Genomic DNA, 15193 nt, shown 5'->3' with positions numbered 1-15193 from the left:
TACGGAAAATTAAGTTATCAAGGAAATCTAGGCTCATTAAGAGAATTTGAGATTCGATTACCTTAAAAATAAGTACAAACATGAGTCATGTTCTATTTCCGACTGAGTACTTGGGAACATTTTTGTTTTCCATTATAAGAAGTGATCCAGTTTGGGACTTTGCTGTCTTTTTAGTATGTATAACCAGATAACTGATTTTTTCGCAGATTTGCTTTGCTCCTAATACCAATAGCGGAACACCAATAAAATGTAGTTTTAACCTTCTAGACAATAAGCCACCAATAGTCATAGCCAATGGTACGGTAGGAGATGTATTCGAATACACGATTGTTTCATTAATCTTATATCTTTCTAGTAATAATAAGGTTAGATTTGTTAAAGCAGGAGCCACAACCTTTGATGCCCCACGTCCAACAGTGTAAACTGAATCCCCATGTTCATCTATACCATGAAAAATGAGCTTTCCCATATCGGAAGTTTGTAGTTTGTTAAAATAATCAACGTTTAGAATCTCTTCTTTTGTAAGTTTCCGATTCGTGGGCAATTTTTTTAGATGATAAGCAGCAGCTAATGATGTCGTATGGGTTCCACCAAAATCATTATATATGTATATCATATAATCATCCTTCACTCTTTTTTCATTAACTTATTATTACCATTTATTCGTTTATTTATTTTCATACAGAGCAACAAAGGGTTATTCCTATACTCTGGGATTCTCTTCTTGAACGCTTTGAAGAAAGGCATGAGTCCGTTACAATACCGAACTCATGCCCAGCTAATCGCCTAACAAAATAACCTGTCTAACTTTATGGGGTCACTTCATAACAAGCGGCCAAACCGCTTAATAAGTTAGAACAAAAATGTTCTAGTGATAATTACTAAAAGAATAAACAGAACTAATATTGTACCTGTGGAAGTAAACAAGCCGCCACGTTCAAAGAATTCTCCCATTTGAACCCCCCCTTCCGTCCTATCAAGATATAATATGTTTGATAAATTCAACTGATTGGATGAAAGTACGAGGTTATTCGTTCATTCGGTTTGTGAGGAAAGTTGGTTCATTCTCTCGTGTGAGTTTTTTCCATGTCAAGTGCATAACTTACAAAGGAGTAGATTGCTAAGCCGACATTATTAAATTTACTCTACATTACTAATCTCAAAAATACCCGAAAATAAAAATAACCCTCAACGCCTACAGCGCCAAGGGTTTGAAAAGTCTAGTATAGTGTCATGTATTGATCGCGTTCCCATTGGTGAATTTGAGTACGGTACATGTCCCACTCGATTTCTTTAAGCTCATAGAAATGTTGTATTGCATGCTCACCCAATGCTTCACACATCACTTCATTAGCTACTAGTTCATCTAGTGCAGTTTTCAAGTTAACCGGTAAGCTAGGGATGCCTTCTTGAATACGCTCTTCTTCTGTCATGACATAGATGTTGCGATCTGTTGGAGGCGGGCTTTGCATTTTATTCTTAATTCCATCCAAACCTGCTTTAAGCATTACAGCAAGCGCAAGGTATGGGTTCGCAGCTGGATCTGGGTTACGAACTTCAATACGTGTACTTAGTCCACGAGAAGCTGGAATTCGAACCATTGGGGAACGGTTGGAAGCTGACCAAGCAACATAACAAGGTGCTTCATAACCAGGAACTAGACGTTTATAGGAGTTAACAGTTGGGTTTGTGATCGCTGCATAAGCACGTGCATGGTGTAAAATACCTGCCATGTACTGACGAGCTGTTTCACTTAGACCAAGCTTGTCACTTTCATCATAGAATGTATTTTCTTTGCCTTTGAACAGAGATTGGTGACAGTGCATACCTGATCCGTTCACACCAAATAGTGGTTTCGGCATAAATGTAGCGTGTAAGCCATGTTGACGTGCAATTGTCTTAACGACAAGCTTAAAGGTTTGAATTTGGTCTGCCGCTTTAATAGCGTCTGCGTATTTAAAGTCAATTTCGTGCTGACCAGGAGCAACCTCATGGTGAGATGCTTCAATTTCAAAGCCCATTTCCTCAAGAGTTAATACGATTTCGCGGCGACAGTTCTCACCCAAGTCAGTCGGAGCAAGGTCAAAATATCCACCTTGGTCATTCAACTCTAATGTTGGATTACCTTTTTCATCCGTTTTGAACAAGAAAAACTCTGGCTCTGGACCTACGTTCATAGACGTGTAGCCCATCGCTTCTGCTTCTTTTAGTGCTCTTTTCAAAATCCCACGTGGATCTCCTTCAAATGGAGCACCATCTGGCATATAAACATCACAAATCAAACGAGCAACACGGCTTTCTGTCACCCATGGGAAAATTACCCACGTGCTGAGATCCGGAACCAAATACATATCGGATTCTTCAATACGAACATAACCTTCAATGGAAGAACCATCAAACATCATTTTGTTGTCAAGCGCTTTTTCAAGTTGACTCACAGGAATTTCAACGTTTTTAATTGTACCTAATAGATCGGTAAATTGTAGACGGATGAATCGAACATTCTCCTCACGAGAAATACGTAGAATATCCTCTTTTGTGAAACTCATCTTAACTCCTCCTCCATGGTTACAAGCTCTTTTTATTTAGAGAACATTAGTGAAAAAAGCGAGATAATTCGCCTTGAATCAGCGATACCTGCCCACGTCTGTTACCAACCCTAAGCTCCTGTTTCAACATCCTATGGAGCTGGGAATCAGACATTTCTTTGCGTTTCACTTCTGTCTGCTCGTTAATGACAGTGGCTTCCTCAGAGTCTTTGGACACTGGGAGCAGCACTTGTTTAATACCCGCAATGTTCACGCCTTTTTCAATTAACGCCTTAATTTCTAGCAATCTACTTACATCATTAAAAGAATATAATCTTTGATTACCCGGAGTTCGTGCAGGAATAATCAATTCATGCTGCTCATAATAACGAATTTGACGCGCAGTTAGATCGGTCAACTTCATTACGATGCCAATCGGAAATAGCGCCATGTTTCTACGAATTTCATCGCTCAAGACCTATCACTCCCGTATCAATAAACATGTGCTCATTGTACCTTTACTAACGCACATGTGTCAAGATATGTGAGGAAAGTTTACAACAAATTATTATTCACCATGTTTTGCAAGGCATGAAGCGTTCCAAACTTACTATGTGAGTAGGTTAGACCACCCTGCATATAAGCAATGTAAGGTTCTCGAATTGGAGCATCTGCTGACAATTCCAGTGAACCACCTTGAATAAACGTACCGGCTGCCATAATAACAGGATGCTTATAACCAGGCATGTCCCACGGTTCTGGCACTACATGCGCATCAACTGCCGATGCTTTCTGAATCCCTTGCACAAAATTCACTAGATGCTCGCTGCTTGTAAAACGAATTGCTTGAATGAGGTCCGTTCGTGGCGCATTCCAAGCTGGGCTCGTCGTAAAACCGAGCCCTTCAAACAAGGCCGCCGCAAACACGGCGCCCTTAATCGCTTGCCCCACCGTGTGTGGGGCAAGGAACAGACCCTGGAACATGCTGCGCGTTTCGCCCAGCATGGCACCGATTTCAGCGCCGATACCTGGCGCTGTTAACCGATTAGCGGCAAGTGTGACTAGATCCTGCCGCCCAGCAATATAGCCGCCCGTAGCGGCTATGCCACCCCCCGGGTTCTTAATTAAAGAACCCGCAATCAAATCGACGCCGACTTGAGGCGGCTCCATTTCCTCCGTAAATTCGCCATAACAATTATCGACGAAGACAATAACATCCGCTTTGATCTCTTTTACAAAGCGGACCATCTCACCGATCTCCGCGACCGTAAACGACGGTCTCCAGTCGTATCCGCGCGAGCGTTGAATGCCGATCACCTTCGTGTTTGGCTTGATTGCAGCACGTATACCTTCCCAGTTGGGTGCACCATCCTCTTGCAGAGGTACTTCGTCATAAGCAATACCAAAATCACGCAGTGATCCAGTTCCGTCGCCTTCCTTACCAATTACTTTATGCAAAGTATCGTAAGGTCTACCTGTGATATACAATAGTTCATCACCCGGGCGCAGAACGCCGAATAACGCTGTACCAATCGTATGTGTCCCCGATGAAAAATGCGGACGCACAAGCGCAGCCTCAGCTCCAAACACCTCAGCGTACACCAAATCAAGCGTCTCACGTCCGCGGTCGTTATAGGCATACCCGGTTGAATTTGCAAAATGGAAATCACTGACTTTGTGATTTTGAAAAGCACGAATGACCTTCCATTGATTCTGATCAATCACCTGTTCAACCTCACGAAAACAGTCTTGCACTTTAACTTCTGCTTGGATTGCCATATCCGTAATCTTTTGATCAAAAAACATGTAACTTTACGCTCCCATCATAGTTCCACTCATGGTGATCGAGTTCATTCCTTCTATTCATACTGCTCTTCTTGTTGTTCATCTTTCACATCTGCAGCATCCCCAACAAGAAAGCTCTTCAATTTATGTCCAAATTTGGCATAATCATCTGCATTGACTCTTACTTCAAACATCATTTTATCATCCACAACTTCTGTATTGAGCACATCCCCAATGCGATACACCAATGCTGTCAAATCACCACGTTCAGCCGGGATTGCAAACTGGACAGAGTCACCCATCAATTTCTCTTGAATGATCATTCGCAATTGTTCCAAATCTTCCGAGCGGTACGCAGACAACTTCATCGTATCCCCGCCACCTAGTGGGAGTAACTCCTGCTCTTCTTGCGGACACAAATCAATTTTGTTAAATAATGTGATCTGTTCCTTCCCTTGTGCGCCTAGTTCTTTTAATACTTCTTCCACAACCCGCATATGTTCCAAGCGCATTTCAGCCGATGAGTCAACAACATGCAAAATTAAGTCTGCTTCGCAAACTTCTTCTAATGTAGCTCGGAACGCAGCCACTAGATCATGCGGCAAATTTTGAATAAATCCAACGGTATCCGTAAGAACAATCTCTTTTCCACTTGGCAGCTTCATGGTACGTGAAGTTGGATCAAGTGTTGCGAATAATTGATTTTCGACATACACATCTGCATCCGTAAATTGCTTAAGCAGTGTCGATTTACCTGCATTCGTATAGCCAACAAGGGCAACTTGATACACGCCGCTTTTTTTGCGACGCTCGCGATGTAAGATACGGTGACGCGTCACTTCAGAAAGCTGCGCTTTAAGATCATCAATCCGCCCCCGGATATGTCTGCGATCTGTCTCCAGCTTAGATTCACCTGGACCTCTCGTTCCAATCCCACCACCTAGACGAGATAAGTTCTTACCATGTCCCGAAAGACGCGGTAATAAATAACTGAGTTGAGCCAGCTCTACTTGAATGATACCCTCACGAGTACGTGCTCGCTGTGCAAAGATATCTAAAATTAACTGTGTACGGTCAATAATTTTCACATCAAGGGCAGCCTCTAAGTTCCTTACTTGAGCACCGGACAGCTCTTGATCAAAAATTGCCGTGTTTGCATCCAGTTCCTCTAGTCGTTCCTTAAGCTCCTCAACCTTACCTTTACCGATGAACCATTTCGTATCAACGGATTCTTTATTTTGAACCAATGTCTCCAACACTTCAACGCCAGCAGTTTCCGCTAATTTAATGAGTTCCTGCAAGGAATACTCGTTCAATTCCTCGCGTTTCTTCATCTTTTGTGTAACTAAAGAAACGAGCACTGCTCGATCTTGGATTTTTACGTTAACTTCATGTAAGGTTGTTTTCATTCCATCACCTATGTAGCTCCGGCCAAAGCCTGTTATTTTCCATATAGCATACCATTAATACCGAAACATGACCAATTCTTCATGAACATCTTTTTCATAGAAAAACGCGGCTTGCACCGCGCATCTCCATTTAGAATAATCCTGCCTTTTTCTCAAACCGAATATCTTCTGGACGAAGCTGCATTAAATCTTGTTTGGACGGTTGTTTGGGATGCGGATGTTGCTGAAGCAAGCGAACAGCTTGATGGCGCATCGCTCTTTCAATAATATTCCGAACATATCGTGCATTGCTAAAAGGTGTAAGAGAAGTCATTTTTTCACTCGCTAAATGCTGCCTAAGCTTCATCTCTGCCGCATTAGAAAAAGTGTATTCTCGCTCCTTCGTCATCAAATCCGCAATCTGCATCAATTCGTCAACCATATAATCTGCAAAGTCCAGCTGAATCGCAAATCGAGAAGGTAGCCCCGGATTCGTCAATAGAAACTGCTCCATCTCAAGTGAGTAGCCTGCAAGAATTAAAATAAAACTATTTTTATGATCTTCCATTGATTTCACTAAGCTGTCGATTGCTTCCTTACCAAAATCTTTCTCACCGCCACGCGCCAAAGAATAAGCCTCATCAATAAACAAAATGCCACCTAACGCCTTTTTTACTAATTCACGTGTCTTGATCGCGGTATGACCAATATATTCCCCAACCAGATCAGCACGTTCTACTTCAATTAAATGCCCTTTTGATAATACACCCATCGTCTGAAAAAGCTTCGCCATGATTCGCGCTACCGTCGTCTTTCCTGTACCTGGATTTCCTTTGAAGATCATATGATACACTTGCGCACTAGAATGCAGCCCCGCCGATGAGCGGTACTGACCCACTTGCAGAAGCGCATAAATTTCGTACACCAATTCCTTCACATTATCCAGACCAATCATCCGATCAAGTTCCTGCATGACTTCCGTAAACTGTGCTTGGCCAGGAAAGGCTCGATTCGCAATCGATGAGCTTGCTGCTATCGGAATCTGCTGTACAGTCGATGTTGGCCCATCATTTTGTCTCAGCACGACATTAATTTGACTCGAGTTTCGTGCTGCGCTTAAACTGTCCGACATACGTCCATTCACAGCCTCCACCTCTTTTCCATCTTCTCTATCTAACATTATATTGAAGGAAACGGAAAAATATTTGCAATAAAAATTAAATAAACCTGCTCATATTGAACAGGTTTGTGACTTTGTATGAAGATATTCTTTTAAATCGATCTTAAGGGAATTGGGTAAATGGATGATAACAATATTATTCGCTTACTTCTGACTCGGATTCTGCTTCTTCTTCAGATACTTCTTCGGATGCAGCTGCTTCTGCCTCTGCTTCAGACAATTCTGCTTCAACTTCAACTTCATCTACAACAACTTCTTCAACTTCTTCAGCAGATTCTTCTGATGCTACGAATTCTTCATTAACGGATTCCATTTCCATATCTAATCCCTCCCAAATACTTAGACTTCTGCCTAAGCTTGTCTCTATTATATCAGGAAAATATCACATTGAATAGCAATATTTTGACAAAATGTTAATATTTACTTTTTCTTAATTTTGTATCTAAATTGTCATGGAATTTAGGAATAATTCATAAGCTTACTACTGAAAAAAATCAATCATTATAGGAGGACGAATATGGGAATCAGATTAATCAAAATTGCATCCGTTTACTTTGTAATTGGGATCTGTTTGGGTATGTTTATGTCGATCTCACACAAGTTCGATTTTGCTTCTATCCATGCTCACATTAATTTGTTAGGCTGGGCATCATTAGCCCTTGCAGGCATCATCTATCACTTATTTCCGAATGCAGGTCGTTCATTACTTGGCAAAATACACTTCTGGCTGCATAACATCGGGCTGCCTATTATGATGATTGGCTTAATCCTTCTTGTATCAGATGTTGAAAATATGGAACCTATTATTGCGACTGGCGGTACACTCGTCTCAATTGGGATTCTATTATTTATGATCAATTTATTTAGGAATGTACGTTCCAGCAAATAAAATGCCAAATTAATAGCAAATATGACATTTCAGCCACACATTAGACGTCGAACATCCACTTGTTCACGTCTTTTTAAATGCAATCTAAATAAATGAAAACCCTTATATTTCGCATTCTAGCAAACATATTTATAAACCAAAAGTTAATTCATGTAATTAAAATTTCAAAATATTTAAATTTTTCTAACAATTTATAATTAGAATCATGTATACTGACTGTGAATGGACAATTCATCTATAAAAGGGAGGATTTTACTTTGAAGAAATTGGTAACTATCTCGCTTGGTCTAGTACTTTCTTCAACAACTTTGCTTGCAGCATGTTCTACAAAAACAGCTACACCTAGCGAGACTCCTGCATCTACAGCAGCAGCTACTGCAGCTGCGACTGCTACTCCGACTCCAAAGAAAGCTGAAAAACCCGCCATCATTAACAACGGAATCATGGCTGCTTGGGATATGACGAAAAACCCAGGTAATGCAACAGCACGTAAAGATACGACGATTGTCGGTATCGATGCACCAGAAGGTGTATTTAGTTCAATTTATGGCGATAGTACCTATGATTCGTATGTAAACTCAGTCATCTTTGACAATTTATTATCTATTAAAAAAGATGCAACTCTGGGTCCTCACTTAGCAGAGAGTTATCAAATTTCTCCAGATGGATTGGTATACACATTTAAATTGAAAAAAGATGTTAAATTCAGTGATGGAACACCACTGACAGCTGATGATGTAGCTTTCACATTAACAGTTCTCCATGATAAATCATACGATGGCCCTAATGATATCTCGACTGACCATGTAAAAGGTGGTGACGCATACCGAGATGGTAAAGCAACTTCCATTGAAGGTATTAAAGTTGTCGATCCTTTAACAGTACAAGTTACGACAACTCAAGTTGTTGCTTCTGGGTTAAATGATTTTGGTCTTATTGGTATCTTGTCTAAAGCTTATTACGGTAAAGATTACAAGCAAGGTAATCTGGATTATATGAAAAACTTACTTGATAAACCAATGGGATCAGGAGCCTACATACTTAGCAAATATGCAGCAGGTCAAGAGGTTGTCCTTAAAGCAAACCCGAACTACTTCTTAGGAGCTCCAAAAGTTCCGAATCTTATCTTTAAAGTAACCAGCTCTAGTACAAACATGCAAAGTGTGCAGGCTGGTGAGACTGACCTGGATATGATTACAGTAAGTAAAGATAATGTAGAATCTTTAGTTGGATCCGGATTCCTTGATGTTAATATTTATCCTACCAATGGTTATGGATATATTGACATCAACCACACTAAACCTAAATTTAAAGATAAGCGTGTCATCCAAGCATTAACATATGGTTTGGATCGTAAACAAATTGTTGATGCCGTATACCAAGGTTTTGCTGATGTTATTAACGTTCCGCAATCTAAAGTTTCATGGGCATATACGGATGAAGGCATTAATAAATACGAATTCAACTTAGATAAAGCAAAACAACTTTTGGATGAAGCAGGCTGGAAAGTTGGCGCTGACGGTATTCGTGAAAAAGGCGGCGAGAAATTCACAATTAACTTTACAGCCACTACACCGAACGTTGTAAACGATGCCCTTATTCCAGTTGCATCTGCTAACTATAAAGAACTTGGTATTAAATTCGTAGCCGAACAAATGGACTTCAATGCAATGCGAGCAAAACGTAAAAAAGGCGATTTTGACATGGCGTTCCTAGCTACTGGATTAACTCCTGACCCTGATGCAAGTACTGCTTTCAAAACAAACGGAACTCAAAATGAGGGCAAATACTCCAACCCAAAAGTCGATCAATTGCTAACTGATGCATTAAAAACTGTTGATATTGAGAAACGTAAGCCTATTTATAAAGAAATGTATAAAGTGTTAAATGATGATCTTCCTTACATCTTTATGTACCAAAGACGTGATATGTGGCCAGTAAATGGTAGATTGAAGGGCTTTGATATGTCTCCTTACAAAAACTTCACTTGGGATTTAGCCAAAGTTCAAATTCAATAAAAACAATATGCTCAGCCCTTCAGGGCTGAGCATATCCATTACTCCCAAGGAGGATTACTATGTGGCAGTATATCATTAGACGACTGATACAAACGATTCCAACGATCATCGGTGTCTCACTCATCATCTTTTTCGTCTCCGTACTCATTCCTGGCGATTTTGTTGATTCTAGCAAGAATCCAAACATGTCCGTTGAGAGAGCAGCCCAGTTAAGAAGCTTATATGGATTAGATCAACCGTTACATACTCGTTATTTCACTTGGGCTGGTAATATGATTCAGGGAAATTTAGGTGATTCACTTCAACACAAACAGCCTGTAACGAAAGTCATTCAAACCTACTTATGGAATTCATTCTTCATCGCTTTAATTTCTACCGTTATTAGTTGGGTGATCGCAGTCGTCGTTGGCACATATTCTGCATTAAAACAATATTCATTTGCAGACAAATTCGTCACATTTTGCGTCTTTGCTGCCATGTCACTCCCATCATTTTTTCTCGGCCTCCTACTCATTAAGATATTCGCCGTAGATTTCAAGCTATTCCCTCTGGGGGGGATGACAACAGCTGGAGCTAGCGATGCTACCGGTTGGGATTATATCTCAGATGTTGCCCACCACATTTTCTTACCTGTACTCGTACTCGTCATGCTGAGCGCCGGTGGTCTAACACGTTACTTCCGGACAAGTATGCTCGATGTAATCAGACAGGATTATATCCGTACTGCACGTGCGAAAGGATTAAGAGAAAAGTCTGTGATTTTCAAACATGCTTTTCGTAATGCTTTGCTTCCTGCAATTACACTTCTGGGCTTTGAATTACCTAACCTTTTCGCAGGTGCAATTATTACGGAAACAATATTTGTTTGGCCAGGTATTGGGAAGGTTTATTATACGTCAATTGGTGTACGCGATTACCCATTAATGCTTGGTTTCACGATGTTTACTGCTGTTCTTACTTTATTAGGAAACGTAATATCGGATGTATTATATGGCGTAGCTGATCCAAGAATTCGCTTAAAATAAGGAGGAGGTACCCTTGTCATTAGAAGTAACACAGCCAAATGCTAGCGCTTACAAAAAAACGAAAAATACATCCTCCCCCTGGAAAGCAGCATTTCGGAGGTTACGTAAAAATAATCTGGCGATGGCTGGACTTATTATTATAATCTTGATGTTCGCCATTTGCTTTATTGGTCCGCTTTTATCCCCGTTTGACAATAGTAAAATTAATATCGTTCAAGGAAACAAAGCACCTACTCTTACACACATTTTCGGTACAGATAACCTCGGAAGAGATGTTCTGCTGCGTACGATGCTTGCAGGTCGAATTTCCTTAACAGTTGGTATTGTAGCTACATTAATAACCGTAATTATTGGTAGTGCTTTAGGCGCATTAGCTGGCTTTTACAAAGGTTTTATCGATACAATCATCATGCGAATTGCTGACATTTTTCTATCCATCCCGAGTCTACCCTTACTCATTATTTTAGGAACACTACTGTCAGATATGAAAGTCCCACCCGATCAAAGAATATATATCGTTATGTTCCTACTAGGCCTACTTGCATGGCCGGGTCTCGCTCGTCTTGTTCGAAGTCAAATCCTAACCCTTCGAGAACAGGAATTTATGGTGGCAACTGAAGCCTTGGGCTTGAGGGATCGACGTAAAATTTTCCGACACCTTTTACCAAATACGATTCCTATCATTATTGTCGTAGCTACACTCTCGGTCGCTGGAGCCATTCTTGCTGAATCTACACTAAGCTTCTTGGGACTTGGTGTTGTACCCCCTACTCCATCATGGGGTAATATGGTTCAAGTCGCACAGAACTTCATTGAATTCCAGAAACGACCTTGGGTCTGGATTCCTCCTGGTGCAAGTATTTTTATCACGGTGGTCGCCATAAATTTACTAGGTGATGGATTACGTGATGCCTTAGATCCAAAACTGAAGAGGTAGGAGAATTGCATATGGCTAAGAATCTAGTGGAATTTCGCAATCTGCAGACACATTTTCATACAGAAGCCGGTATTGTGAAGGCTGTGAATGATGTTAGTTTTAATATACGTCAAGGTGAGACACTTTGCGTTGTGGGTGAATCTGGATGCGGTAAAAGTGTTACTGCCATGTCACTAATGGGCCTCGTCGAGAAACCTGCTGGGAAAATTGCCGGTGGGGAAATATTATTCGAAGACATGGACTTGTTAAAGCTTAATCATCATGAGATGCGTTTAATTCGTGGGAACGATATCGCAATGATTTTTCAAGAGCCCATGACTTCACTCAACCCTGTACTTAAGATTGGCGATCAAATTATTGAACCGATCATGGAGCACCAAATGCTATCCCGTAAAGAAGCTCGTATTAAAGCAATTGATCTCGTTAAATTAGTCGGTATTCCAAGAGCGGAACAAATTATTAACGCATACCCCCACGAATTAAGTGGAGGAATGCGTCAGCGAATCATGATTGCTATTGCACTTAGCTGTAGTCCAAAATTATTGATTGCGGATGAACCAACAACGGCATTAGATGTCACCATTCAAGCCCAAGTTCTTGATATCATGAGAGACATCAAAGCTAAGCTTAACACTTCTATCATGCTAATCACGCATGACCTTGGTGTCGTTGCTGAGATGGCTGATTATGTGGTTGTCATGTATGCGGGTAAAGTTATTGAAGAAGCTGCGGTCATCGAACTGTTTAAGAATCCACAGCATCCCTATACACAAGGCCTATTAAAAGCCAAGCCAGTTTTGAACCAAAGAGCCGAACGACTTTATTCTATCCCTGGACAAGTACCGAACCCAATCGAACTTGGTGATAATTGTTATTTCAGTGATCGTTGTGATCGCTGCATGGATATTTGCAGACAACAACAGCCACCTTTATTAAAAGATCAGAACGGACACAAAGTTGCGTGCTGGTTGTACGGAGAGGAGAGACAACAATGAGTGAAGTATTACTCCAAGTAAACAATCTTAAAAAATACTTCCCGATTCGTGGTGGCGTATTCCAAAGGACAATTGGACATGTTAAAGCAGTCGATGATGTCTCTTTCCAAATCAACAAAGGTGAGACATTCGGTCTTGTTGGAGAATCTGGCTGCGGCAAAAGTACAATAGGTCGTACCATTTTACGCTTGCACGAGAAAACATCAGGTGATGTTCTCTATAAAGGAACAGACCTATACAGCCTTTCTCATTCTAAGTTACGTGCGATGCGTCCAAAGCTGCAAATCGTATTTCAAGATCCTTACAGCTCTCTTAACCCCCGGATAAAGATTGGTGATGCTATTGGAGAGGCACTACTTGATCATGGAATTTACCATAGTAAATCTGAAGTTCGTGAATTGGTCCATGAAACATTAAATATTTGTGGATTGGCATCTTATCATATTGACCGTTTCCCGCATGAGTTTTCCGGCGGTCAAAGACAACGGATCGGAATTGCTCGTGCCCTTATCCTAAACCCTGATTTTATCGTTGCGGACGAGCCTGTATCTGCACTAGACGTTTCTATTCAAGCACAGATCATTAACTTACTACAAGATTTACAACAAACAAAGCAATTGACCTATCTCTTTATCTCCCATGACCTAAGTGTTGTCCAGCATCTATGTACGCAAATTGGTGTGATGTATTTGGGATCGATGGTAGAACTTGCACCTCGTGATGAGTTATTCAACCAACCGCTTCACCCGTATACCAAAGCATTGTTATCTGCAATTCCGGTACCAGATCCAACTCTTCGAAGAGAGAGGATCGTACTGCAAGGCGATATTCCGAGCCCTGCAAATCCACCTTCAGGTTGTAAATTCCATACCCGTTGTCCAATTGCAGTTGATCGTTGTAAACAAGAAATACCTGCTTTTAGAGACATGGGTGGGAATCATTTCGTTGCTTGTCATTTAGTATAATCATAAATAGGCTGCCTCAAGGTATTACCAACTTGAGACAGCCTATTCTTATTTAATTTGTACTCCTAAGCAGAAATGCCCTGCGAACTACTCGCTATCATTGCATCACGCTTGTCATCTAATTTGGGCAGGATCAATGCGAACAAGAAAATGCCCACAATACCTGAAATGCAAATGATACTTGCCATCATCACCGATGAAAGTACTGAACCTAGAGATACCATTGCCCCTGCTATAAACATAGCCACTTGGAATGACATTTCGTTAACTGCCATATAGGAACTCCGTGCATGATCAGGAGTAATGTAGCTGAAATACGCTTGCTTTACTGGTACAAAGAATAATTCACCAATTGTTGCTATTAACATCGCAAGTATAAGCATCCACGGGGAGTTACTGTATGCAATGTAACTATACCCAAGAACGTATAAGGTAAATCCAATAAACACAATTCTTTTCTCATTATATTTTTTAAGAATATACCCCATTAGAATTGAAAATAAACCAATAAGAACCGTATTCTCGGATTGCAATAAACCCATCATTCGAATTCCATCAACCGTCCAGTTCAGACTTCCCCAAGAGAAGATTGATGCCTCTGTTATTTCTTGTGATAATCGTACTCCGACGTAATTGGTTAAATGAAATTCTACAGACCCGATTAGCATACTAGATATAATAAAAATTACGAAGGTTGTATCCTTAAGTACAGCGGCATAACTTTTACCCATTTGACTCATTTGATGCAAAAAGCCCGACTGTTTCTGGTTACCTTGATCTTTTTTAGGAAAATAGCTCTCCTGAATAAATACCACAGTTATTATAATCGAGATCATCGTAGCTAGACACAAACCTATTAATAGTTCAAAAAAGTAATCCTTAAATAAGTACGCTCCAATGATCGCAGCAATTGCACCTGCAATATTACGGAGCCAGTATAACATCTGATACATATACTTCCGTGTATGAGGTTCCGTCACATCCACTAACATAGCTTGGCTTGCTGGCGTATGAATCCCTCCTGCCGCCGAAACGACAAGCATCATGGCAAACGTTATCCAAGCTGAGTGAAACCAGGGGGAATTGAACATCATCATGCCGATATACCCAACCAGCATAGCAACTTCTGCTTGAATCATTAGTTGTCTACGTCCTATTCGATCTGACAAGTAACCGCCGATGATTGAACAAATTAGACCTATCACAATGAATGAAACAATAAGTACACCTGCTATGGATGCCCCAAGTCTATCCGCAAAATAAATAGCCATAAATGGCAATACCATGTTTCGAATCATGTTGTTCATAAAAGATAGCCATATTCTTAATTTCACATTCCGATGAAAATCACGATATCTCATATTTTCCCCTCCCCTATCTCTGCATGAGAACTATAATATACACATAATTCAGATTTTTGTCCAAACATATTTCATTGGTTTTTGGATAACAAAAAACAGCTACTTTTTTAAAAAAAGTAGCT

General features: G+C 40.5%; 15 protein-coding genes. 6 read left to right on the top strand and 9 right to left on the bottom strand.

Annotated features, from left to right (window positions below):
- Positions 1-85 precede the first annotated feature (85 nt).
- The 8 genes from ACSBOP_RS08845 to ACSBOP_RS08810 form a co-directional block, all read right to left on the bottom strand.
- Positions 86-616 (bottom strand): DUF3189 family protein, encoded by a 531-nt coding sequence (locus tag ACSBOP_RS08845; RefSeq protein WP_442604044.1) that lies wholly within the window; start codon positions 614-616, stop codon positions 86-88.
- Positions 617-852: 236 nt separating this feature from the next.
- The gene (locus tag ACSBOP_RS08840; protein WP_442604043.1) at positions 853-954 is read right to left on the bottom strand and encodes a YjcZ family sporulation protein; all 102 of its coding nucleotides are present in this window, start codon (positions 952-954) and stop codon (positions 853-855) included.
- A 266-nt stretch (positions 955-1220) separates the two neighbouring features.
- Entirely contained in the window at positions 1221-2549 is a 1329-nt protein-coding gene (gene glnA, locus ACSBOP_RS08835; RefSeq protein ID WP_442604042.1) for a type I glutamate--ammonia ligase, read from the bottom strand.
- A 46-nt stretch (positions 2550-2595) separates the two neighbouring features.
- Complete coding sequence (locus ACSBOP_RS08830) at positions 2596-3003, bottom strand: MerR family transcriptional regulator (RefSeq protein ID WP_442604041.1); 408 nt, start codon at positions 3001-3003, stop codon at positions 2596-2598.
- Between the two features lie 80 nt (positions 3004-3083).
- On the bottom strand, positions 3084-4307 hold the full coding sequence (locus tag ACSBOP_RS08825) for a methionine gamma-lyase family protein (RefSeq protein ID WP_442604427.1): 1224 nt from the start codon (positions 4305-4307) through the stop codon (positions 3084-3086).
- An 80-nt stretch (positions 4308-4387) separates the two neighbouring features.
- Positions 4388-5722 (bottom strand): GTPase HflX, encoded by a 1335-nt coding sequence (hflX, locus tag ACSBOP_RS08820; RefSeq protein WP_442604040.1) that lies wholly within the window; start codon positions 5720-5722, stop codon positions 4388-4390.
- 130 nt (positions 5723-5852) lie between these two features.
- A complete protein-coding gene (locus ACSBOP_RS08815) occupies positions 5853-6845 on the bottom strand; it encodes an AAA family ATPase (protein WP_442604039.1) in 993 nt (330 codons plus the stop codon).
- 172 nt (positions 6846-7017) lie between these two features.
- Positions 7018-7200 carry a hypothetical protein gene (locus ACSBOP_RS08810; protein ID WP_442604038.1) on the bottom strand — a complete coding sequence of 61 codons (183 nt, stop codon included), beginning with the start codon at positions 7198-7200 and terminating at the stop codon, positions 7018-7020.
- Between the two features lie 198 nt (positions 7201-7398).
- Here ACSBOP_RS08810 and ACSBOP_RS08805 point away from each other — a divergent pair, with 198 nt between their 5' ends.
- From ACSBOP_RS08805 to ACSBOP_RS08780, 6 genes are all read left to right on the top strand, one after another.
- Entirely contained in the window at positions 7399-7770 is a 372-nt protein-coding gene (locus ACSBOP_RS08805) for a cytochrome-c oxidase (protein ID WP_442604037.1), read from the top strand.
- A gap of 257 nt (positions 7771-8027) precedes the next feature.
- Entirely contained in the window at positions 8028-9788 is a 1761-nt protein-coding gene (locus ACSBOP_RS08800; RefSeq protein ID WP_442604036.1) for an ABC transporter substrate-binding protein, read from the top strand.
- Positions 9789-9847: 59 nt separating this feature from the next.
- Positions 9848-10813: an ABC transporter permease gene (locus tag ACSBOP_RS08795; RefSeq protein WP_442604035.1), complete on the top strand. Its 966-nt coding sequence runs from the start codon at positions 9848-9850 to the stop codon at positions 10811-10813.
- 13 nt (positions 10814-10826) lie between these two features.
- Complete coding sequence (opp4C, locus tag ACSBOP_RS08790; RefSeq protein WP_442604034.1) at positions 10827-11750, top strand: oligopeptide ABC transporter permease; 924 nt, start codon at positions 10827-10829, stop codon at positions 11748-11750.
- Positions 11751-11761: 11 nt separating this feature from the next.
- Positions 11762-12745, top strand: coding sequence for an ABC transporter ATP-binding protein (locus ACSBOP_RS08785; RefSeq protein ID WP_442604033.1), 984 nt, complete (start codon positions 11762-11764; stop codon positions 12743-12745).
- Positions 12742-13710 carry an ABC transporter ATP-binding protein gene (locus tag ACSBOP_RS08780; RefSeq protein WP_442604032.1) on the top strand — a complete coding sequence of 323 codons (969 nt, stop codon included), beginning with the start codon at positions 12742-12744 and terminating at the stop codon, positions 13708-13710. Before ACSBOP_RS08785 ends, ACSBOP_RS08780 begins: the two co-directional genes overlap by 4 nt.
- 65 nt (positions 13711-13775) lie before the next feature.
- Here ACSBOP_RS08780 and ACSBOP_RS08775 read toward each other — a convergent pair whose 3' ends face one another.
- Positions 13776-15071, bottom strand: coding sequence for an MFS transporter (locus ACSBOP_RS08775; protein ID WP_442604031.1), 1296 nt, complete (start codon positions 15069-15071; stop codon positions 13776-13778).
- Positions 15072-15193 lie beyond the last annotated feature (122 nt).

This window comes from Paenibacillus sp. KN14-4R (assembly GCF_052180255.1).
Taxonomy (GTDB): Bacteria; Bacillota; Bacilli; order Paenibacillales; family NBRC-103111; genus Paenibacillus_AM.
The sequence above is the reverse complement of the archived record's forward strand: the minus strand, read 5'-3'. Positions and strand labels throughout refer to the sequence as shown.